At 60.0% G+C, this 21636-nt stretch carries 19 protein-coding genes and 1 pseudogene; 13 read left to right on the top strand and 7 right to left on the bottom strand.

The features are described from left to right. From LA04_RS23045 to LA04_RS23015, 7 genes are all read right to left on the bottom strand, one after another. The coding region (locus LA04_RS23045; RefSeq protein WP_047653361.1) for an ATP-binding cassette domain-containing protein at positions 1–520 on the bottom strand (520 nt) is incomplete at its 3' end. Further along, a complete protein-coding gene (locus LA04_RS23040) occupies positions 513–1499 on the bottom strand; it encodes an ABC transporter ATP-binding protein (RefSeq protein ID WP_047653360.1) in 987 nt (328 codons plus the stop codon). The genes LA04_RS23045 and LA04_RS23040, both read right to left, overlap by 8 nt. Then, on the bottom strand, positions 1499–2392 hold the full coding sequence (ddpC, locus tag LA04_RS23035) for a D,D-dipeptide ABC transporter permease (protein ID WP_047653359.1): 894 nt from the start codon (positions 2390–2392) through the stop codon (positions 1499–1501). The genes LA04_RS23040 and ddpC overlap by 1 nt, the downstream gene beginning before the upstream one ends. Then, positions 2389–3411, bottom strand: coding sequence for an ABC transporter permease (locus LA04_RS23030; protein ID WP_047653358.1), 1023 nt, complete (start codon positions 3409–3411; stop codon positions 2389–2391). The genes ddpC and LA04_RS23030 overlap by 4 nt, the downstream gene beginning before the upstream one ends. Positions 3412–3433: 22 nt before the next feature. After that, on the bottom strand, positions 3434–4966 hold the full coding sequence (locus tag LA04_RS23025) for an ABC transporter substrate-binding protein (RefSeq protein ID WP_047653357.1): 1533 nt from the start codon (positions 4964–4966) through the stop codon (positions 3434–3436). Between the two features lie 15 nt (positions 4967–4981). Then, complete coding sequence (gene ddpX, locus LA04_RS23020) at positions 4982–5557, bottom strand: D-alanyl-D-alanine dipeptidase (protein WP_047653356.1); 576 nt, start codon at positions 5555–5557, stop codon at positions 4982–4984. 12 nt (positions 5558–5569) lie between these two features. Further along, positions 5570–6424 (bottom strand): MurR/RpiR family transcriptional regulator, encoded by an 855-nt coding sequence (locus LA04_RS23015; protein WP_047653355.1) that lies wholly within the window; start codon positions 6422–6424, stop codon positions 5570–5572. A gap of 266 nt (positions 6425–6690) precedes the next feature. Here LA04_RS23015 and LA04_RS23010 point away from each other — a divergent pair, with 266 nt between their 5' ends. The 13 genes and pseudogenes from LA04_RS23010 to LA04_RS22950 all read left to right on the top strand — a co-directional run bounded on the left by LA04_RS23010 (position 6691) and on the right by LA04_RS22950 (position 21619). Beyond that, on the top strand, positions 6691–8172 hold the full coding sequence (locus tag LA04_RS23010) for an alpha/beta hydrolase (RefSeq protein ID WP_047653354.1): 1482 nt from the start codon (positions 6691–6693) through the stop codon (positions 8170–8172). Between the two features lie 93 nt (positions 8173–8265). Beyond that, on the top strand, positions 8266–9477 hold the full coding sequence (locus LA04_RS23005) for a diguanylate phosphodiesterase (RefSeq protein ID WP_047653353.1): 1212 nt from the start codon (positions 8266–8268) through the stop codon (positions 9475–9477). 88 nt (positions 9478–9565) lie between these two features. After that, positions 9566–10456, top strand: coding sequence for an aminoimidazole riboside kinase (locus tag LA04_RS23000; RefSeq protein ID WP_047653352.1), 891 nt, complete (start codon positions 9566–9568; stop codon positions 10454–10456). Between the two features lie 172 nt (positions 10457–10628). Continuing rightward, positions 10629–12146: a carbohydrate porin gene (locus LA04_RS22995; protein WP_047653351.1), complete on the top strand. Its 1518-nt coding sequence runs from the start codon at positions 10629–10631 to the stop codon at positions 12144–12146. A 66-nt stretch (positions 12147–12212) separates the two neighbouring features. Continuing rightward, complete coding sequence (locus LA04_RS22990) at positions 12213–13583, top strand: sucrose-specific PTS transporter subunit IIBC (protein WP_047653350.1); 1371 nt, start codon at positions 12213–12215, stop codon at positions 13581–13583. Continuing rightward, entirely contained in the window at positions 13583–14770 is a 1188-nt protein-coding gene (locus LA04_RS22985) for a sucrose-6-phosphate hydrolase (protein ID WP_047653349.1), read from the top strand. Before LA04_RS22990 ends, LA04_RS22985 begins: the two co-directional genes overlap by 1 nt. Positions 14771–14798: 28 nt before the next feature. Further along, positions 14799–15806: a LacI family DNA-binding transcriptional regulator gene (locus tag LA04_RS22980; RefSeq protein WP_047653348.1), complete on the top strand. Its 1008-nt coding sequence runs from the start codon at positions 14799–14801 to the stop codon at positions 15804–15806. 98 nt (positions 15807–15904) lie between these two features. Continuing rightward, a complete protein-coding gene (locus LA04_RS22975) occupies positions 15905–17455 on the top strand; it encodes a methyl-accepting chemotaxis protein (protein ID WP_047653347.1) in 1551 nt (516 codons plus the stop codon). Positions 17456–17655: 200 nt separating this feature from the next. Continuing rightward, positions 17656–18075, top strand: a complete 420-nt coding sequence (locus tag LA04_RS22970) for a hypothetical protein (protein WP_029741320.1) — start codon at positions 17656–17658, stop codon at positions 18073–18075. 5 nt (positions 18076–18080) lie between these two features. Continuing rightward, a complete protein-coding gene (locus LA04_RS22965) occupies positions 18081–18641 on the top strand; it encodes an RNA polymerase sigma factor (protein WP_081957757.1) in 561 nt (186 codons plus the stop codon). An 87-nt stretch (positions 18642–18728) separates the two neighbouring features. Further along, the gene (locus LA04_RS22960; protein ID WP_047653345.1) at positions 18729–19100 is read left to right on the top strand and encodes a hypothetical protein; all 372 of its coding nucleotides are present in this window, start codon (positions 18729–18731) and stop codon (positions 19098–19100) included. A gap of 48 nt (positions 19101–19148) precedes the next feature. Beyond that, a pseudogene (locus tag LA04_RS22955) lies at positions 19149–21000 on the top strand (protein-disulfide reductase DsbD family protein). Between the two features lie 7 nt (positions 21001–21007). Further along, positions 21008–21619 (top strand): DsbA family protein, encoded by a 612-nt coding sequence (locus LA04_RS22950; protein WP_047653344.1) that lies wholly within the window; start codon positions 21008–21010, stop codon positions 21617–21619. Positions 21620–21636 lie beyond the last annotated feature (17 nt).

Below are 21636 nucleotides of genomic sequence, written 5' to 3'. Positions count from 1 at the left end.
CCAGCGCGCTGGTGGGTTCATCAAGCACGATAATATCGGGGTCGGACGAGAGCGCCCGGGCGATGGCAATGCGCTGGCGCTGCCCGCCGGAGAAGGCGTGCGGAAGCCTGTCGAGATATTCCGGGCGAATGCCAACCTGCAGCGCCAGATCCTCCGCCAGCTGACGGCGCGCGCGCTCGCTGCTGCGTTTTTGCACCCACACAGGCTCGGTGATGATGCGCCAGACCGGCAATCGCGGGTCGAGCGAGGAGAGCGGATCCTGAAACACCATCTGCATGCCGCCCGCATGGTGCGCCCGCTGGCACGCGCCGGTGCTGGGCTTAAGCATGCCCATCAGCAGCTGGGCCAGCGTGCTTTTCCCGCAGCCGGATTCCCCGACGATACCCAGCGTTTCACCCCGACGGATCTGGAGATCGAGCCCGTTGAGGGCATGGACCTGTTCCGTTACGCGCCCCAGCCAGTTTTTGCGCGCCGCAAAGTTAACGTGCACGCTATCCAGTTCCAGCAATACATCAGTCATGGGCTTTCTCCCGTTGCGGATACCAGCAGGCAGCCTGTTGGCCTTCTGCGCCAGTGGGCGCTAAGCGCGGCGTTTCGCTGCATTTCGCCCCGGCGGCAAAGCAGCGCTCGCGGAACGCGCATCCCGGCGGGAGCTGGCTGAGGTTGGGCACCGTGCCGGGGATGGCGGGAAGCGGGGCGCGCGGCTGGCCGTGTTCCGGCGCGCACCGCAGCAGGCCGATGGAGTAGGGATGCACGGGATGGTCGATCAGCGTTTGCGTGGCACCGCTCTCGATCACGCTGCCCGCGTACATCACGTACATTCTGTCGCATAGCTGCGACACCACGGCCATGTCGTGGCTGATAAACAGCACCGAGGTCCCGCTGGCCCGCGCCTTATGCTTCAGCAGGCGCAGCACCTGGAGCTGGACGGTAACGTCCAGCGCGGTGGTCGGTTCGTCGGCGATGATCAGCTCAGGCTCGCAGGAGAAGGCAAGGGCGATCATCACCCGCTGGCGCATGCCGCCGGAGAGTTCAAACGGATAACGCGCCATGACCTGCTTCGCGTCCGGGATTTGCATCTCTTCCAGCAGGGTAATCGCCTTCTGCTGCGCCTCGCGCCGCGAGAGCGGCTGATGCTGGCGGATCACCTCCACCATCTGTTTGCCAATCCGCCGCGTCGGGTTGAGGGCGGTCATCGGCTCCTGAAAAATCATCGCCACTCGCGCACCGCGCCACTGGCGAAGCTGCTTCTCGGACGCCGTCAGGACGTTTTCACCTAGTAACTTCACCTGACCGTGATGAATGCGGTAGCTTCCTTCCGGCAACAGCCGCATGGCGAGCATGGCGGTCACGGATTTACCCGATCCCGACTCGCCCACCACGCCGACGATTTCGCCCCTGCCGATCTCCAGCGAGACGTGGTTCAGCGCGTGGACCTCACCGCGAAATATCGGGAAGCTCAGGTGCAGGTCTTCAATACTCAGTACCGATTCGGTCATTACTGTTTCCCTCCCGATTTCGGGTCCAGCAGATCGCGGATACCGTCGCCAAACAGGTTAAAGCCCACGGCGGTTATCAAAATCGCCGCACCGGGAAACGCGCAGTACCACCACTGGTCCAGAACGTAATTACGGCCGACGGCCACCATCGCGCCCCATTCGGCGGTCGGCTGCTGCGCGCCCAGGCCGATAAACCCCAGCGTGGCGGCCATCAGAATGGCGCTGCCGATGTCCAGCGAAGCCTGCACGATCAGCGGCGGCAGGGCGTTGCGCAGGATATGCCAGCGGATCAAATGCCAGCGGGACGCGCCAAAGGTGCGGGCGGCCTGGACGTAGGTAAACTGGCGCACCACCAGGGTTTGCCCGCGCGCCAGGCGGACGTAAAACGGGATGCGGACAATCGCAATCGCCAGCATGGCGTTGAACAGGCTCGGACCGAGCGCGGCGGCCAGCGCCATGGTCAGCACCAGGGAAGGTATCGAGAGCATAATGTCCATCACCCGCATGATGACGGCGTCGCCGCGCCCGCCCAGCACGCCGGACAGACAGCCCAGAAGCGAGCCGATGCCGCCCGCAATCGCCACCACCGCCAGCCCGGCGGTAATCGACTGCTGGCTGCCCGCCAGCACGCGGCTGAACAGATCGCGTCCCACCTCATCGGTACCAAACCAGTGTTGCGCAGACGGCGCCTGCAGGCGGGCGGTCAGGTCCAGCGCGTTCGGGTCATGCGGCACGATCCACGGCGAGGCCACCATCAGGAAGAGCATCGCAATCATAATGACGCCGCCAACGATGGTGAGCGGGCTTTGACGCAGCATCCAGAACAGCTTTGCCCAGTTGATGCGTTTTCCGGCGGTTTTAGCCGGGACGGGCGTTTCCTGCGTTAACATCATTCGGCACCTCCGCGCCCGATTCGCGGGTCAATCCACAGGTAAAGCAGATCGACCACCAGATTAACCAGCACGTAGGCCAGCGAAACGACGACGGCAAAGCCCATCACGGCAGGGAAATCGAGCGCCTGAATGGACGTCACCACCCAGGCGCCCATGCCCGGCCAGGCAAAGACGGTTTCGGTCAGCACGGCGCCGTATAGCAGATCGCCCAGCGCCAGCCCGAGCACGGTAATGGACGGGATCATCGCGTTCGGCAGGGCGTAGCGCAGGATGATGTACCAGCCGGGCAGGCCGCTGGCGCGCGCGGTGCGGATGTAGTCCTCGCTGAGCTGCTCCAGCATCGCCGAGCGGACCTGGCGCGCCACGATGCCCAGGTGAACAAACGCCAGCGTCAGCGAGGGTAAAATCAGGTGCTGAAGCGCGTTGAAAAAGACCTCACCGTTGCCCTCCAGCAGCGCGTCCAGCAGATAAAAGCCGGTGACGCGCGTCGGCGGGTCGAGCCAGTCGTCCAGCCTGCCGCCGCCCGGCAGGATCTGCAGGTGCCCGTAGAACAGCACGATGACGCCCAGCCCGAGCCAGAAGGCCGGCGTGGAGATCCCGGTCATCGCCATTAAACGCACCAGGTGATCCAGCCAGCGGTTGCGGTAGACCGCCGACAAAATCCCCAGCGGCACGCCGATGACCAGCGCCAGCAGCAGAGAACAAAAGGCCAGCTCCAGCGTGGCGGGGAAAAAGGCCTTCAGGTCTTCCGCGACCGGGCGTCCGGTACGGATGGACGTGCCTAGATCACCGTGGGCCAGAGCGTCCACGTAGCGGCCAAACTGAACGTACAGCGGCTGGTCAAGCCCTAACTGCTGGCGGATGTTCTGCACGATTTCGTCGCTGGCGCGGTCGCCGGCCAGCAGACGAGCCGGATCGCCGGGGATCAGGTGTGAAATAATAAAGGTGATAATACAGACACCGGCCACCACCAGGATTAACCCCCAGCAGCGCTGGCGCACTATGCTCCAGAACGTCATACGCTTTCCCCCGGCGAAACGGTTACTTGCTCATGGTGGCGATGTTGAACACCTGCTCGAGCATTGGATTAAAGGTGAAGCCTTTGACCTCTTTGTTCATCGCCAGCTGGTAGTTTTTCTGGAACAGATAAACGTAGGCCGCCTCGTCGATAACCGCATTCTGCGCCTGCTGGTAATCTTTGGTGCGTTCCGCCTGGTCGGTGGTTTTCAGCGCGGCCTGCAGGAGCGAATCCACCTCTTTGTTCTCATAGAACGAGCGGTTGCCCGGCAGCCCTTTTTTGTCCGATTCGAACCAGTAGTTCATGAACATGTACGGGTCGGCAAAGTCCGGGCTCCAGTTGCCGATGGCAATGTCGTAATCGCCTTTTCCGACGCGGTCGCGCATGGTGGCGTTGGCCAGTTTTTCCAGCTTGACGCTAATGCCAATCTTGCCGAGGCTGGCCTGAGTGGAGAGGGCGATAGGCTCCCAGTTCGGATCGTTATCCGAGTAGAGGAAGGTCAGGCTGGCGGGTTTGTCTTTGACCTTCTCCAGCGCAGCTTTGGCTTTGGCCTCGTCAAAGCTGTACTGCATTGCCGTGGCGTCATAGCCCCACATGCCTTCCGGGATCGGGCCGCGCATCTGCTTGCCGTTGCCGCTCAGAATGCCTTTCACCATCCCCTGGTAATCCGTCGCCCAGGAGATGGCCCGACGTAGATCCACCTGATTGAGCGGCGCCTTGTTGTTGTTGAGATAGAGGTAAGTCACGCGCAGGGACGGGTATTCCGCGACGGCGACTTTGCCTTCCTGCTTCAGGGCCGCGAGCTGATCGACCGGCAGGGAGTCGGCAATGTCCAGATCGCCGCGGGAAAGCTGCAGTCGGCGCGAGGCGCTCTCACCGATAATTTTCACCGAGACGCGCTTAAAGTGCGGCTTTTCACCCTGCCAGTGGGGGTTAGGCACCAGGATCAGCTGCTGGCCTTTCTGCCAGCTTTTGAGCATAAACGGCCCGGAACCGGCGGTGTTTTGCGCCAGAAAACCGCGCGCATCGTCTGCCGCGTTGGCCTTCAGCACCGCCGGGTTAATGATGGACGCCCCGTCGTTTGCCAGCGTGTAGAGGAAAGGCGCGAAAGGCTGGCTGAGGGTGAACTTCACCGTATGGTCATCGACGACATCAATTTTCAGGTCTTTCGGGAAGGCTTCAGACGGCCCCTGGCCGAGCTTCAGCAGGCGCTCAAAGGAGAGTTTTACCGCCTCGGCGGTGACCGGCGTGCCGTCGGAGAATTTCGCGTTATCCGCCAGGGTAAAGGTCCACTCTTTCTGGTCTTCAGACGCCTTCCAGCCCGTTGACAGATCGCCCTCCACCTCGGTAGAGCCTGGCTTGTACTTGACCAGACGCTGGTAGGACGGATAGGTGACGGTCCAGTCGTTGTTATCAATAGTGATGGCAGGATCGAGCGTTTGCGGGTCGGCGGCTTTACCGATCGCCAGCATATCTTTCGGGACGGCAGCCAGCGCCAGCGGTGCGCTCAGGGCCAGCGTGGCGGCGATTAGCGTCGAGAGAAGCGATGTTTTCATGGCAGTGCTCCAGGTTTAGAGAGAAGTGTGCGTCAGGGGAAAACAGGCAAAACGGTCGTCAAGCAGCGGGTAGCTGGCGGCGTTCGGCAGTTCAAAGTGCCACCATTCGCTGCTGATACCGACAAAACCGCCGCCGAACATGATGGCGTTCAACAGCAGACGGTTGCGCTGGGCGTGCGGCGGCACGGAGGGGTGATACGGATGCGAGCGGTCGTGCATTTCGTCAAAACCGGCCCCCATATCCAGCACGGCGTTATGTTCATCCATCAGGGTGACGTCGATGGCCGTACCGCGGCTGTGATTGGAGCCAATCGCCACGTCGACCACATACTCCGGGTTCGGGCAGGCATCCCACAGCTGGGCCTGCGCCTGCTGCGGCCGATAGGCGTCGTACACCACCAGCTTCAGCCCGGCCAGCGAGGCAATGCTGATGGCTTTTGCCAGCGCGGTGGCCGCATCGGTATGCAGCAGGCACAGCGACTCCTGATAGATCGGGCGGCCGGTGATGTTGTCGGCGGTGGCGTACTTCAGATCGATATGCAGCGTGGGAAACGTCTTCGCCACATTAATCAGTTCACTCTCTTCGGGCATAGCTCCGCTCCTTTAGCGTTCGAATTGACCAAACTCTTGTTGTAATTGCCGGTTTACCGCCAGACGCGCCGGGAGCGCATCACCCAGCGCTTCCACCACGCCCGACAGCAGCAGGTTGAACAGACAGCTCACGGGGGCAAGTGAATCCCAGAAGTGACCGGTATCGGTTTTCACCTGCAGTAAATCCATCGGGTAATCCCGCGCCCACGGGCACCAGATGTCGGTGATTAAGGCCAGCGGAATGCCTTTATCGCTGGCGACGCGACAGTACTGGCGGGCCATCGCGGAGTAGGTGCGCGTATCGGTCAGTACGACGTACGGGTGCGCAAACCCCGAGTTGAGGGATTCCACCCAGCTGCCGGAAGCCCCCTCCGAATAGCTCACGCGCGGGCGCAGGTACTCGAGGTGGCTGAAGAAGGCGTTGGCAATCCCGCGCGTGGACTGGATCCCCAGCACAAACACCGCATCGGCGTGGGCGAGGTTGTGCACCACCTGACGAAAGGCGTCCGTTTGCGCCAGCTGGTACACCTGCGTGATGGCATCCACTTCCAGCGACAGGGCGTGCTGAAGGCGGCTGGAAAGGGGGCGCTGCTGCTGCCAGGAGTCCAGCCGCTCGTTCATGCCCCAGGGCTGATACGGATCGCGCAGGCTTTTTTTGGCATCTTCCAGGTTGCGATACCCCAGCTTGCGCAGGAAGCGTCCGACGGTAATTCCGCTGGTCCCGCTCGCCTGACCCACGCTCTCCGCCGTTTCAAACGGGATTTGCGCGGCGTGCGCCAGCAGCCAGCTTCCGACCCGCTTTTCGCTGGGTGTTAGCTGGCTGAACGTTGCTTCGATACGGCTCAACATCTCAGGTTTCGTCGTCATACCGCCTCGCTGTTAACAGGCTGTCAATGGCTGAATTTTTGTTACCTGGTTAACAATGCATGACGCGTGCCATGTTCACAGGGCGGATAAAATCCGCTGCGCGGTAAACTTCATGCAATATTTGTTTAACCAATGCTCAACATTTGTGCAGCGTAGTTCACTTTTGGTGCACCGGCTGAGCAGGCAGGTATGAATTTAGTGAATCCGTCAGTCCGTTCACATTTTTGATAAGATAGATGTACTGTGAATATAAAAGGGATCCCGGCATGGCAAATCTGCCCTGGCGAATCAGCGTGCGCCTGATGGCGCTTGCAAAGAAAATAGGGATTGTCGTCGGGATCGTCCTGGTCGTCCTGCTGGCGGTGCGGGCGTATCTCTCCCAGCAGGGGCCGGAACTGCACCTGTGGCATACCTGGCGGGCCGATGAGATGTCCGTGCGCGAGATGGATAACGCCAATTTTGCCGGGTATATCGCGCGGGAAAACGCTATTTTCGCCGATCTTGATAATGCGGTGACGGCGAAAACAGCGGGCGAGGAACAAACCCCGTTAAACCGTTACTACCGCCAGAGCCTGGTGTGGCCCGGTCAGTTTACGCCCGATGCCAACCGCTCCTTTGTGCTGATGCCAGCCGGAAAGCCGCGCGGCGCGGTAGTGCTGCTGCACGGTTTGACGGACTCGCCTTACAGCGTCCGACGCCTTGCCGTGAACTATCAGCAACGCGGTTTTGTCGCGGTGGTCCCGCGCCTGCCCGGGCACGGCACCGCGCCCGGCGCGCTGACGGACGTCGACTGGGAGATGTGGCTCGCGGCGACGCGTCTTGCGGTGCGGGAAGCCACGCGTCTGGCGGGTGAGTCAGTGCCTCTGCATCTGGTGGGCTACTCCAACGGCGGGGCGCTGGCGATGAAATATACCCTCGATGCGCTGGACGCGCCTGCGCTTCGTCGACCGCAGCAGGTGATACTGCTCTCACCGATGATCGGCGTGACGGCTTTTGCACGCTTTGCCGGTTTCGCCGGGCTACCGGCGCTGCTGCCGGCGTTTGCCAAAGCGGCGTGGCTGAATATCTCTCCGGAATATAATCCGTACAAATATAACTCGTTCCCGGTGAACGCCGCCCGCCAGTCATGGCTGCTGACGAAGGCCCTGCAGGAGCAAATCGGCCGCGAGGCGCGGGAGAACAGGCTGGCGAATTTGCCGCCGGTCCTGGCGTTCCAGTCGGTCATGGATTCCACGGTCAGCACCCGCGCGGTGGTGACTGGCCTGTTTGACCAGCTTCCGGCAAACGGCAGCGAGCTGGTGGTGTTTGACATCAATCAGGCGGCGAGCTTCCGACCGCTGTTCAAACCGTCGTCGTGGACGGCAACTTCGGCGCTGCTGCCGGTTGCGCAGAGGCGTTACGGTGTCACGATTATTACCAATTCGGACGCACACAGCTTCTCGACGGTGGCGAAAATCACCCCGGCCGGCAGCACCCGGGAGACGGTCGTGCCGCTTAGGCAGGCCTGGCCGCAGGATGTCTATTCGCTGTCGCATGTTGCGGTCCCGTTCCCGCCGGATGACGATCTGTATGGCCGTGAGCCTGGTGTGAAAAACCGCTATGGCATCAGCCTGGGGACAATTGCGCTCTGGGGCGAAACGTCCGTGTTGAGCGTCGGCAAAGAGGCGCTTATGCGCGTCACCTCGAATCCGTTCTACGACTATATGCAGGAGAGGATAGACAGTCACATTGGGGACGCGGAAAGGTAACGTTCCCTTTTAGTGTGAATATGTTAGGTCGCATTGATAAAGTATGTTAAACAGTAGCTTTAAGGCACCTTTCTCACTCCGGAACCCTTTTTTGTGCTGACCACGCTGATTTACCGAAGCGAGTTGAATTTATCCCGCCCCTCCACCGAGCTGCGGGAGCTGGTAGAGCGCGCCCGGATCCGCAATGCCAACCAGAGCATCACCGGAGTTCTGCTCGCAAAAGGCAATGATGTTCTGCAAATCCTCGAAGGGTCGGAAGAGAGCGTGGTTACGCTGTTTCATAAAATTCGGGATGACAAGCGGCACAGTGGGGTGGTTGAACTGCTGCGGGACTATGGCCCGCGCAGACGGTTCGAAAACGTCGGTATGCTGCTTTTCGATCTCCAAACCCAGTCGCCGAAAGAGGTGCTGCAGTCGGTTCTTCATTACAGCAAGCTGGACAGCTATCTGACCTCCGACGATCGGGTGTTCAAATTCATTCAGACATTTATTACGGGCAGACGCCCGTCCCCGTCGGGAGCACGCTACGCTCCCGAAAAATGGTCGCTTTCGTCGGAGGCGTCACCCTTTGGCGCGAGTCTGGGGCTGATGGCTAATCAAACCTGTCAGTTCGCACTCCAGCCCATCGTTGAGCCCTCTGAAGGGAAGATCAGCTCTCTTGAAGCCCTCATCCGCGGCAACGACGGCGGCAGCCCTGAGCATTTCTTCAGCACCCTCGATCCGGACAAAATTTACGAAGTCGATCTCCAGACGAAAGCGTATGCCTTTGCGCTGGCAAAAAAACTGGGTATTGGCAGCCATAAAATTGCGGTAAACCTGCTGCCGATGTCGCTGGTGAATGTTCCTGGCGCAGTGGAATTTCTTGTCGAGCAGATTAAACTGCATGGCCTTCAGCCGGAGCAGGTGGTCATTGAAGTGACTGAAAACGAGATGATATCCGGGCTTAACCAGTTCAACAGCGCTATCAAGCAGCTTCGCGGCGAGGGCGTTGGCCTGGCAATCGATGATTTCGGTTCCGGCTATGCCGGTCTTTCGCTGCTGACTCGCTTTCAGCCGGACAAAATTAAGATCGACCGGGAAATTGTCAGCAATATCCACCTGAGCGGCCCTAAGCAGGCGATTGTGCGCTCCATCATCAGCTGCTGCTCGGACCTCGAAATTACCCTGGTGGCCGAAGGGATCGAGAAGTTAGAGGAGTGGTGCTGGCTGGAATCTGCCGGTATCCGCCGCTTCCAGGGCTTTCTGTTTGCCCGTCCGCAGCTTAATGGCGTCGGTGATATTCACTGGCCGCATCTGGTGCGTTAGCCAATTTTCCTCCCGCGTTATTTCCCCTTCGTCCTGCCTGTGCTTAAATAGCTAAAACGGTTTAACATAGTTTAGCTACGAGGATCACATGAAAAAAATCTGGGTACTTGGCGATGCGGTGGTAGATTTGCTGCCCGATGGAGAAGGCAGATTGCTGCAGTGTCCCGGCGGCGCACCGGCAAACGTTGCGGTCGGTATTGCCCGGCTGGGCGGCCAGAGCGCCTTTATCGGCAAGGTTGGCGACGATCCCTTCGGGCGCTTTATGGCGAAAACGCTCGCTGACGAAAAGGTCGACGTGAAGTCTATGCGCCTTGACCCGGCGCACCGCACCTCAACGGTGGTGGTCGATCTCGACGAGCACGGCGAACGCTCGTTTACCTTTATGGTGCGCCCGAGCGCCGATCTGTTTCTCGAATCCGCCGATCTGCCGACGTTCAGCGCCGGGGAATGGCTGCACGTCTGTTCCATCGCATTAAGCGCAGAGCCGAGCCGTTCTGCGACGTTTGAGGCGATGGCCGCCATTCGCGAGGCGGGCGGTTACGTCAGCTTCGACCCCAATATTCGCCCGGATCTCTGGCCGGATGAGAACGAGCTGCGTCGCTGCCTGGAGCAGGCCCTGCAGAGCGCCGACGTGGTGAAACTCTCCGTCGAAGAGCTGGCGTTTTTAACCGGAAATGTCGAGGTAAACGTCGGTCTGGACACGCTGATGGCGCGCTGTCCGGCGCGTCTGGTGCTGGTCACCCAGGGCAAGGAGGGCGTGATCGCCTGGCATCAGGGTACCGTAAAACACTATCCGGCTACGCCCGTAGAGTGTGTCGATACCACCGGCGCGGGCGACGCCTTCGTTGCCGGGCTGCTTTACGGGCTGGCCGCCGGACAGGACCTGACGCCGGTCATCGCGCTTGCCCAGCGCTGCGGCGCATTAGCCACCACGGCCAAAGGGGCGATGACTGCATTGCCCTGGCAGCACGACCTGTAATTTTTCCTCTCCTGGCCGCCATCCGGCGGCCTGAATTGTCGCCTCGATCACACTTACTAAAACGGTTTAGCAAAAAAGATTGCCGATACAAAATTCAGAGGTTTAGTATCAGCAACCTAAACCGGTTTAGCAATTTAGCACGTTTAATGACTTCTTTTAGGGATGCGACAAAATGTATAAAAAACGCAGACTTGCCGTGATGATAGGCATGCTGGCCGGAAGTACCTCTGTTTTTGCCCAAACGGATATGACAAGTATCGAAGCGCGACTTGCCGCGATGGAGCAGCGCCTCCAGGCGGCGGAAACGCGTGCGCAGGTGGCTGAGAAGCGCGCCACCGATGCGGAACAAAAAACGCAGCAGCTGGTTGCCGCCCAGCAGCAGGCGCAAACGACAACCCAGGCGGTGGCGCAGCGCACCACCGCGCTGGAGAAGAAGGCGGATCAAAGCAGCGGGTTTGAGTTCCACGGCTACGCCCGTTCGGGCCTGCTGATGAACGATGCGGCCTCCAGCAGCAAAAGCGGTCCTTATCTGACCCCGGCCGGTGAAACCGGCGGTGCGGTAGGGCGTCTGGGTAACGAAGCCGACACCTACGTCGAGCTGAACCTGGAGCACAAACAAACTCTGGATAACGGGGCGACCACGCGCTTCAAGGCGATGCTCGCCGACGGTCAGAGAACCTATAACGACTGGTCAGCCGATACCAGCGATCTCAATATTCGCCAGGCCTTCGCGGAGCTGGGCAACCTGCCAGATTTTACCGGCGCGCTGAAGGGCAGCACCTTCTGGGCGGGTAAACGCTTCGACCGCGACAACTTTGATATTCACTGGCTGGACTCCGACGTGGTGTTCCTGGCCGGTACCGGCGGCGGCGTCTACGACGTGAAGTGGAACGATTCGCTGCGCAGCAACTTTTCCATCTACGGCCGCAACTTCGGCAGCGTGGAGCAGACCGACAATAACGTTCAGAACTATATCCTCAGCATGAACCACTTCGCCGGACCGTTCCAGCTGATGGTGAGCGGCCTGCGTGCGAAGGATAACGACGACCGTAAAGACACCAACGGCGATCTCATCAAAACCGATGCTGCCAATACCGGTGTTCATGCCCTGGTCGGGTTACATAACGAGAGCTTCTACGGCCTGCGGGAAGGGACCGCCAAAACGGCGCTGCTGTACGGTCACGGGCTGGGTGCGGAAGTGAAAAGCATCGGTTCCGACGGCGCGCTGCTCTCTGAGGCGGATACCTGGCGCTTCGCAAGTTACGGTGTCACGCCAATCGGCGGCGGCTGGAGCGTTGCGCCCGCCGTCCTGGCGCAGAGCAGTAAAGATCGCTACGTCAAGGGCGATAGCTATGAGTGGGTAACGCTCAACACCCGCCTGATTAAAGAGGTGACGCAGAACTTCGCCCTGGCGTTTGAGGGCAGCTATCAGTACATGGATTTAAATCCGGAAGGCTACAAGGACCGGAACGCCGTCAACGGCAGTTTCTACAAGCTGACCTTTGCTCCAACGTTAAAAGCGAGCAAAATCGGCGATTTCTTCAGCCGTCCGGAGCTGCGCCTGTTTGCCACCTGGATGGACTGGAGCAGCAAACTGGATAATTACGCCAGCGATGATGCCTTTGGCAGCAGCGGCTTTAACGCCGGCGGGGAATGGAACTTTGGGGTCCAGATGGAAACCTGGTTTTAACCCATCACGCTCCCGCCTGGCGGGAGCGTTTCGCACATCATAAAAAGAAGTCAGGCAGAGGTATCTATGGATTTTAATCAAATCGCCCGCGAGCTTATTCCGCTGCTCGGTGGCAAGGAAAATATCGCCAGCGCGGCGCACTGCGCAACGCGTCTTCGTCTGGTGCTGGTCGATGACGCGCTTGCCGATCAGCAGGCGATCGGTAAGGTCGACGGCGTAAAAGGCTGTTTTCGTAACGCCGGCCAGATGCAGGTGATTTTTGGCACGGGCGTGGTCAACAAGGTCTACGCCGCGTTTATTCAGGCGGCGGGGATTAGCGAATCCAGTAAATCTGAGGCCGCAGATCTGGCGGCGCGCAAGCTGAACCCGTTCCAGCGCATTGCCCGTCTGCTCTCCAATATCTTTGTCCCGATCATTCCCGCGATTGTGGCATCCGGCCTGCTGATGGGCCTGCTCGGCATGGTGAAAACCTACGGCTGGGTCAATGCGGATAACGCTCTCTACATCATGCTGGACATGTGCAGCTCCGCGGCGTTTATCATTCTGCCTATTCTGATCGGTTTTACCGCCGCGCGGGAATTTGGCGGTAACCAGTATCTCGGCGCGACGCTGGGCGGTATTCTGACCCACCCGGCGCTGACCAACGCCTGGGGCGTGGCGTCGGGCTTCCACACCATGAACTTCTTCGGCCTTGAGATCGCGATGATTGGCTATCAGGGCACGGTATTCCCGGTGCTGCTGGCCGTCTGGTTTATGAGCATCGTGGAGAAAAACCTGCGCCGCGCGATCCCGGACGCGTTAGATCTGATCCTGACGCCGTTCCTCACCGTCGTTATCTCCGGCTTTATCGCCTTGCTGATTATCGGCCCGGCGGGGCGCGCCCTGGGCGACGGCATCTCCTTTATCCTGAGCACGTTAATTGAACACGCGGGCTGGCTGGCCGGGCTGCTGTTCGGTGGGCTTTACTCGGTGATTGTGATCACCGGTATTCACCACAGCTTCCACGCGATTGAAGCCGGTCTGCTGGGCAACCCGTCGTTTGGCGTGAACTTCCTGCTGCCGATCTGGGCCATGGCGAACGTGGCGCAGGGCGGCGCCTGTCTGGCGGTGTGGTTCAAAACCAAAGATGCCAAAATTAAAGCCATTACCTTACCGTCGGCGTTTTCTGCGATGCTGGGCATCACCGAAGCGGCTATTTTTGGTATCAACCTGCGCTTCGTGAAACCGTTTATCGCCGCGCTGATCGGCGGCGCGGTGGGCGGGGCCTGGGTGGTATCTGTTCATGTTTACATGACCGCCGTTGGGTTGACCGCTATTCCGGGTATGGCCATCGTGCAGGCCAGCTCGCTGCTCAACTATATTATCGGCATGGTGATTGCCTTCGGCGTGGCGTTTACCGTCTCACTGCTGCTGAAATATAAAACGGACTCTGAATAATGACGTTACCTTCCCGCTGGCCTGCGATCCTGCAGGCCGTTATGAAAGGCCAGCCGCGGGCGCTGGCGGACAGCCACTATCCGCAGTGGCACCCCGCGCCGGTGACGGGACTGATGAACGATCCCAACGGGTTCATCTGGTTTGCCGGGCGCTACCACCTGTTCTATCAGTGGAACCCGCTGGACTGCGAGCATCGGTTTAAATGCTGGGGGCACTGGAGCTCTGCGGACCTGGTGCACTGGCAGCATGAGCCGCTGGCGCTGATGCCGGATGAAGAGTATGACCGCAACGGCTGCTACTCCGGTAGCGCCGTGGACAATCACGGCGTTCTGACCCTGTGCTACACCGGCAACGTTAAGTTTGATGACGGCAGCCGCACGGCCTGGCAGTGCCTCGCCGTGGAACAGCCGGACGGGACCTTTACGAAGCTGGGGCCGGTGCTGGCGCTGCCGGAAGGCTACACCGGCCACGTGCGCGACCCGAAGGTGTGGCAGCACGCCGGGATGTGGTACATGGTGCTCGGCGCGCAGGATGTGCAAAAGCGCGGCAAGGTGCTGCTGTTTAAATCAGCCGATTTGCACGCCTGGGCGTCCTGCGGGGAAATCGCAGGTCACGGCGTCAACGGCCTGACGGACGCGGGGTATATGTGGGAGTGTCCGGACCTGTTCGCCCTCGACGGAACGCACGTCCTGATCAGCTGTCCGCAGGGGCTGGCGCGCGAGCCGCATCGCTATCTCAACACCTATCCGGCGACCTGGATGAGCGGGGCGTTTGACTATGAAAACGCCGCGTTCGATCACGGCGAGCTGCACGAGCTGGACGCGGGCTTTGAGTTTTACGCCCCGCAAACCACGGTGGCTGAAGACGGACGACGCATTATGATCGGTTGGATGGGCGTACCGGACGGGGAAGAGATGCTTGCGCTGCGCCTCAGGGTCGATGAGCAGGGTATACGCCTGGAACGCGCGAGCCTGAAAACCGGCGAAACGCTGACCCGCTACTGGCAGGGCGACGTCAGTCATTTGCGCGTTCTCTGCGACCGCTCCAGCGTTGAAATCTTCATCAATCACGGTGAAGGGGTGATGAGCAGCCGCTATTTTCCTGTCCATCCGGCCCGGGTGCGATTCGAAGGTGCGTCCGATATCACATTACGCTACTGGTCGCTGCGCGCCTGCATGATAGAATGAGGGTTTTGGCAGCCGGATCTAAGTCGTTGTGAGAAAAACAAAACGCGTCACCATTAAAGACATCGCGGAGCTGGCGGGGGTGTCAAAAGCCACCGCCAGCCTGGTCCTCAACGGGCGCAGCAAAGAGCTTCGCGTGGCGGAAGAGACGCGCGAGCGCGTGCTGGCGATCGCAAAAGAGCACCACTATCAGCCCAGCATTCACGCCCGGTCGCTGCGCGATAACCGCAGCCACACCATTGGTCTGGTGGTTCCGGAGATCACCAACTACGGTTTTGCCGTCTTTTCTCACGAGCTGGAAACGCTGTGCCGCGAGGCGGGGGTTCAGCTGCTGATCTCCTGCAGCGATGAAAACCCGGGGCAGGAGACGGTGGTGGTGAACAACATGGTGGCGCGTCAGGTGGACGGGCTGATTGTGGCCTCCAGCATGCTTAACGATGCGGACTACCATAAGCTGAGCGAGCAGCTGCCCGTTGTTCTGTTTGACCGCCACATCAACGACAGCGCGCTGCCGCTGGTGATCACCGACTCCATTACCCCGACGGCGGAACTGGTGACCGACATTGCGCGCCAGCATCCTGATGAGTTCTACTTCCTCGGCGGTCAGCCGCGCCTTTCTCCTACGCGCGATCGTCTGGAAGGGTTTAAGCAAGGTCTGCGAGAGGCCGGCGTGGAGCTGCGCCCCGAGTGGATCATTCACGGCAACTATCACCCGAGCTCCGGGTACGAGATGTTTGCTGAACTCTGCGCCCGTCTGGGGCGTCCTCCGAAAGCGCTTTTCGCCGCCGCCTGCGGGCTGCTGGAAGGGGTGCTGCGCTATATGGGCCAGCACAACCTGTTGCAAAGTGAAATCAGGTTAGCCAGTTTTGACGATCACTATCTCTACGATTCGCTGACGATTCCCGTGGATACCATTCGTCAGGATAACCGCCAGCTGGCGTGGCACTGCTTTGATTTGATTAGCAAACTGATCGAGGGAGAGACCCCTGAACCGTTGCAACGCAAGCTGGCTGCCACCCTGCAGCGGCGCTATAAGTGAGCAATATAGCTCGGACCGATACATCAATAACTTTAATTAATTTAAGTTTTGGAAGAGCCGATAACCATAAGGAATAATTCTCCTTGAGGTATTGGTTTATGTCGTTGAAAAAGTCGTCCCTGATCGTTCTGTTCTCGCTGCTTTTCTTCTTTGTTGTCAGCACCGTGACCAGCGTTGGCCTCATCATTAAAAGTAATAACTCCCTGGATAACGTCAACAAAGAGATCCAGGTTGTGCTGTCCATTATTGACCCCATCAACCATAGCCGTACGCTGCGCGTGCGGGTGATGGAGTATGTGAAGATGGTGGAAGCGGGCAACTCGGCGGACGGGGCTGCTAAGCTAACCGCCGTGAAAGAGGCGCTGACCAAAGCGGACCACGCCTTTGCGGCCTTTATGGCGTCGCCGCGTCTGAGCGATGAAGCGTCGCTGGTGACTGCCTATCAGGATGCCTGGCAAAACTACCGCAACCAGGGGCTGGCGCCGCTGATCGATGCTGCCGAGGCGCACGATGTGGCCAAATTTAACGCGCTGATCCCGGAAGTCTCCCGCCTCGACCGCCAGTACGAGATCGTTCTCGACCAGGTCCTTTCCGTCCACCAGAAATACGCCAAAAGCCTGAACGAGGATGCGAGCAGTAACTTCGTCTCCGGCCTGGCGATTATTGCCGCTATCGCCAGCCTGTTTGTGGTGGTGATTGTCGCCGTCAGCCTGCTGATGAAGCGCTTTGTCTTTGCGCCGGTCAACCTGGCGCGCGAGCACTGTAGCCAGATTGCGGCGGGCAAGCTGGACGTTCCGGTGCCGGTCAAGGGGAGTGCACATAACGAAATCGATCATCTTATGAGCTCAATGGAGCAGATGCGTCAGGCGCTGCTAGCGACCATCGCCCAGGTGCGCGACGCGAGCCATACCGTCACGCACGCGGCGCAGGAGATTGCCTCCGGGAATATCGACCTGGCGTCACGTACCGAACAGCAGGCTTCTGCGTTGACCCAGACGGCGGCCAGCATGGAAGAGCTGAGCGCGACGGTGGCGAACAATACCGACAACGTTTACCAGGCCGGTAAACTGGTGCAGGACGCGGTGAAAAATGCCCACACCGGTGAAGCGGTGACCCGCGAAGTGATCGACACGATGAACACCATCGCGGCGAACTCGAAGCGCATCGAAGACATTACCAGCGTGATTAACAGCATCGCCTTCCAGACCAACATTCTGGCGCTGAACGCGGCGGTTGAAGCGGCGCGTGCCGGCACGCAGGGGCGCGGCTTTGCGGTCGTGGCCAGCGAAGTACGCACCCTGGCGCAGAAAAGCGCGGTGGCGGCTAAAGACATCGAAAGCCTGATTGCGCAGTCGGTCTCCAGCGTGAAAAACGGTGCGGAGCTGGTCAGCCGCTCGGGCGAGGTGATTGACTCGATTATTTCGTCGGTGAATAAAGTGAATACGCTGATGGAGCAGATCTCCGTCGCTTCCGAAGAGCAGAGCCGCGGGATCGGCCAGGTCGGCCAGGCAGTGACCGAGATGGATGGCGTGACCCAGCAGAACGCCGCGCTGGTGCAGCAGTCCGCGGCGGCAGCGGCATCCCTGGAAGAGCAGGCGCAGCAGCTTTCGCGGAGTATTTCGAGTTTTAGTTTGCCGGTGCAGGCGTAAGCCTTTGACATGTGCCGGGTGGCGCTGACGCTTACCCGGCCTACGAAACCTATAGGCCCGCGCAAGCGTCAGCGCCGCCGGGCAATAACCGCGAATGTGCGGCCAGAGTAATTATTTCATTCACCCCAGCAATATTTCCCTTCCTCATCCGTCTACCTCATCACAAGCCATAATCAGTTACCGTAAACGAGGTAAACACCATGAGAGATTTTGATATGCACGACAGAGGTCACGGGCGCGGATTCGGTCGCCACCGTATGGGTAAGGGCTTAGTCATCGGCGCGGTGATATTCATCGTGCTCGGCCTGGTGGTGATGACCCTGTGGAACGCCTTGCTCCCGGCCATTCTGGGCGTAAAAGCCATTGGCTTCTGGCAGGCGCTGGGCATTCTGGTGCTGAGCCGAATTCTGTTTGGCGGGCTGGGTTTCCGTCCAGGGATGTTTGGTGCGCACCGCCGGATGCACGAGCGCTGGATGAACATGACGCCCGAACAGCGCGAAGCGTTTATTCAGCAGCGCCGCGAAGGGTTTGGTCGCCACGGACGCGGGCACTGCGGCTGGCACGGCCATCGTGACGATAAGCGCGACGACGCCACGCCAAAAGCGCCGGAAGCAGAGTGAGCGAAATGAAAGCCGGGGAGGCGGGCGGATCCATGCTGATGTCGGCGCTCAACGCATGTCGCGCCCGGCTGAAAGCCTTCATTCGCGGACGGACCTCCGTGCGCGATGATGCCGACGACATTTTGCAGGAAGTCACCTATCAGCTGATGAAAGTGGAGCAGCCGGTCGAAAACGTCGCCGCCTGGCTGTTCCGCGCGGCGCGTAACGAGATGACCGACCGTGCGCGTAAGAAGCGCGAGGTGTCGCTCTCCGGCTATTTTACGGGCGAAGACGACGACGGTTTCCCGGAAGACGAGCTGGCCGAAACCCTGTTCGGCGTAGCGCACACGCCAGAAGAGGAGTACCTCAAGACGCTGCTGTGGGAAGAGCTGGGGCAGGCGCTGTCTGAACTCCCGCCGACGCAGCGGGAGGCGTTTGAAAAGACCGAGCTCCACGGCTACAGCATTAAAATGCTGGCAGAGGAGACCGGCGCCAGCGAACAGGCGCTGTTATCCCGCAAGCACAAGGCGGTGCTGTTTCTGCGCGCGCGGCTGCGGGACGTCTATGACGCGCTGACGGGCGAATAGCGGCGGCAGACAAAACCTTACACTTCCGGCACTTGTAGATTCATCACTATCGTTTATGATCGGGGCGTCTTGTCACTCTGGATTGTTATGCGTAACCGTCAGCTCCTCGGAAAATGGCTTTTGATTATCACCTGTCTCGCGATGGCGCTTTGCCTCGTGCAGCGTGCGGTGATGCTCAACCATTTTTTACAGGGACTGGATCCGCAGATTTCCCTGAGTGCAGATGCCCCGGCTCAAACCAGCACCACTGAACAGCCCGGCCCGTCGCCGTGTCAGCTGGGCGCGCACTCGCTGCTCTGCGCGCAGCCGCTGTTTTTCGACGGCGCTCTGCCGGCCATTATCATCTTCTTCGCGCTGCTGCAGCTGCTTACGCAAGGGCGGGCATTGGTTCCCGCAGTACAGCCCGTTCAGGCGCCGCCTCCCCGAATACACCTTAAAAACTGCGTTTTCCGTGAATGAAAAACATCGTCACCACACGATAATTTTTCACTGTTCACGGAGTACAACATGGTTAACCTCTTCAGGGGATTCGTCTTCCTGTGGCTGTCCTGCATCGGCATTGTCCATGCGGCGGACACCGGCTGGCTGGTCTCCCCCCAAAACGATCACGCCCGTATCCGCCTTGAGGCGGAGAGGGAGCAAACGCACGTTAAGGGGCTGCTCACCGTTGAGCTAAAGCCCGGCTGGAAAACCTACTGGCGATCGCCGGGCGAGGGCGGCGTCGCGCCAAAAATCAGCTGGCCGGAAGGCGTAACGGATAGCTGGTCCTGGCCGGTGCCGTCGCGCTTCGATATCTCCGGCATGACCACGCAGGGCTATCACGATAAGGTCACAATCCCGATTACGCTCGACGGGGTGAAGAGCGACACGCTCGACGGGACGCTCACGCTCTCGACGTGCAGTAACGTCTGCCTGCTGACGGACTACCCGCTGCATCTCGATTTTACCCAGCCGGTGGATGAGGGCTTCCGCAGCGCCTTTGAGCAAGCGATGCGCGCCGTGCCCGGTACGTCAGGCGTATCCGCGGATCTTGCCGCCTGGCTCGCTGGCGACAAGCTGGTGATTACCGGCACGAGGGACGGGAAGTGGGATAATCCGGGGATCTACTTTGACCCGCTGGAGGGTGACATTCTTCCCGGCGAGCCGGTCATCAAACACGACGGCAATACGCTTCGGGTGACGGTACCCGTGACCGACGAATGGGGCGATAAACCGGCCTCGCTGGAAGGCAAAAGGCTGTCGTTTGTGCTGACCAGTGGCGGCAATGCGCAGCAAACCACCATGACCGTTGGCGCGACGCCTGCAGCGCCCTCCGCGTCTGAAGGTATTGGCAAAATGGTGCTCTTTGCGCTGCTGGGCGGGCTGATCCTCAACCTGATGCCCTGCGTGCTGCCGGTCATGGGCATGAAGCTTAACAGCATCCTGCAGGCGGGATCGGACAGGCGCGCTATCAGGCTGCGCTTCCTCGCCACCAGCGCCGGGATCCTCACCTCCTTTATGCTGCTGGCGGGGATGGTGACCGCGCTGAAGCTGGCCGGAGCGTCGCTGGGGTGGGGCATTCAGTTCCAGAACCCGTGGTTTATCGGCCTCATGGTCGCCGTGACCTTCCTGTTTGCGCTGAACCTGTTTGGCGCGTTTGAAATGCTGCTGCCTTCTTCTGCCGCAGGACGGCTGGCGACGGCAGGGGGATCGGGGATCGGCGGCAGCTTCTGCGAAGGGATGTTCGCCACGCTGTTGGCCACGCCGTGCTCCGCGCCGTTCCTCGGTACCGCGGTCGCCTTTGCCCTTGGCGCACCGCTGCACGCCCTGTGGCTATCTGGGTGAGGCGGTCAGCCAGATTGTGATGCTGGTGTTGACTGTCGTCGCGCTGGCGCTGTTTGCGCTGAAGGGGCAAAAATCCTCACCGCTGTTCTGGCTGATGGTCATCGCGCTGTCGGCGTTCGGCGGATATCAGGCGCGCGGGCTGCTTAACGCGCCGCCTGCCGCTCCGGCACAAAATGCTGCGCAGACCATCCCGTGGCAGCCGCTCAGTGAAGAGGCTATCGAGAACGCGCTGGCGCAGGGGAAACGGGTGTTTGTGGATATCTCTGCGGACTGGTGCGTGACGTGCAAAGTTAACGAGCATCGGGTGCTCAGCCAGCCGGACATTATTGCCGCGCTGCGCCAGCCGGACGTGGTGGCCCTGCGCGGAGACTGGAGCCAGCCGTCCGCGTTTATCGCGGATTTTCTGGCGAAGCGAAACCGCTACGCCATTCCGTTTAACGCGGTGTATGGCCCCGGTCTGCCTGAGGGGGAAATCCTCTCACCGCTGCTGGACAAGCGCACTCTAATCGCCACCCTGAATAACGCAAAAGGTTAAACGCATTATGAAAAAACTCCTTATTACGCTTCTGCTCCTGCTGGCGTCGGTTCAGGCGTTCGCTGCCCAGTCGCAGACGCCGGACCAGCAGCAGCGGGCGCAGAAGATGGTGTATGATTTTCTGTTTAACGATCCGAACTCCCCGCGCATCGGCGCGAAAAACCCCAAACTCACCCTGGTGGTGTTTACCGACTACAACTGCCCGTACTGTAAAAAATTCGATCCGTACCTGGAGAAAATCGTCGAAAAGCATCCGGACGTCGCGGTGGTCTTTAAATTTTTACCTTTCCGCTCGGAAAGTTCGCTGACCGCCGCGCGCGATGCGTTAACGCTCTGGCGTCAGGAGCCCGGGCAGTTTATGAAGCTGAACCACACCCTGATGGCGAAAAAGGGCTACCACGATGACGCCAGCATTGAGGAGGCGCAGAAGCGGGCGGGCGTGAGCGTCGCGACGCCGGACGAGGAGAGCCTGATGACGATCAAGCGCAGCCTGATCGTAGCGGAAAAAATGGGGATCCAGGGCACGCCCGCCACGCTTATCGGTGAGGGATTGCTTCCCGGCTGGGTGCCGTTCGAACAGTTCGACGAAATGGTCAGCGACGCACTGAAAAACCGCTAACCTGAAGGGGGCGAAAT

This window comes from Enterobacter sp. UCD-UG_FMILLET (assembly GCF_000762975.1).
Lineage (GTDB): Bacteria > Pseudomonadota > Gammaproteobacteria > Enterobacterales > Enterobacteriaceae > Enterobacter > Enterobacter dykesii.
The sequence above is the reverse complement of the archived record's forward strand: the minus strand, read 5'-3'. Positions and strand labels throughout refer to the sequence as shown.

Bases quoted from the DNA above. Each gene is read 5' to 3' on its own strand.
- LA04_RS23040 (WP_047653360.1), bottom strand. From the start codon at position 1,499: ATGACCGAATCGGTACTGAGTATTGAAGACCTGCACCTGAGCTTCCCG.
- ddpC (WP_047653359.1), bottom strand. From the start codon at position 2,392: ATGATGTTAACGCAGGAAACGCCCGTCCCGGCTAAAACCGCCGGAAAA.
- LA04_RS23030 (WP_047653358.1), bottom strand. From the start codon at position 3,411: ATGACGTTCTGGAGCATAGTGCGCCAGCGCTGCTGGGGGTTAATCCTG.
- LA04_RS23025 (WP_047653357.1), bottom strand. From the start codon at position 4,966: ATGAAAACATCGCTTCTCTCGACGCTAATCGCCGCCACGCTGGCCCTG.
- ddpX (WP_047653356.1), bottom strand. From the start codon at position 5,557: ATGCCCGAAGAGAGTGAACTGATTAATGTGGCGAAGACGTTTCCCACG.
- LA04_RS23015 (WP_047653355.1), bottom strand. From the start codon at position 6,424: ATGACGACGAAACCTGAGATGTTGAGCCGTATCGAAGCAACGTTCAGC.
- LA04_RS23010 (WP_047653354.1), top strand. From the start codon at position 6,691: ATGGCAAATCTGCCCTGGCGAATCAGCGTGCGCCTGATGGCGCTTGCA.
- LA04_RS23000 (WP_047653352.1), top strand. From the start codon at position 9,566: ATGAAAAAAATCTGGGTACTTGGCGATGCGGTGGTAGATTTGCTGCCC.
- LA04_RS22995 (WP_047653351.1), top strand. From the start codon at position 10,629: ATGTATAAAAAACGCAGACTTGCCGTGATGATAGGCATGCTGGCCGGA.
- LA04_RS22990 (WP_047653350.1), top strand. From the start codon at position 12,213: ATGGATTTTAATCAAATCGCCCGCGAGCTTATTCCGCTGCTCGGTGGC.
- LA04_RS22985 (WP_047653349.1), top strand. From the start codon at position 13,583: ATGACGTTACCTTCCCGCTGGCCTGCGATCCTGCAGGCCGTTATGAAA.
- LA04_RS22975 (WP_047653347.1), top strand. From the start codon at position 15,905: ATGTCGTTGAAAAAGTCGTCCCTGATCGTTCTGTTCTCGCTGCTTTTC.
- LA04_RS22970 (WP_029741320.1), top strand. From the start codon at position 17,656: ATGAGAGATTTTGATATGCACGACAGAGGTCACGGGCGCGGATTCGGT.
- LA04_RS22965 (WP_081957757.1), top strand. From the start codon at position 18,081: ATGAAAGCCGGGGAGGCGGGCGGATCCATGCTGATGTCGGCGCTCAAC.
- LA04_RS22960 (WP_047653345.1), top strand. From the start codon at position 18,729: ATGCGTAACCGTCAGCTCCTCGGAAAATGGCTTTTGATTATCACCTGT.
- LA04_RS22950 (WP_047653344.1), top strand. From the start codon at position 21,008: ATGAAAAAACTCCTTATTACGCTTCTGCTCCTGCTGGCGTCGGTTCAG.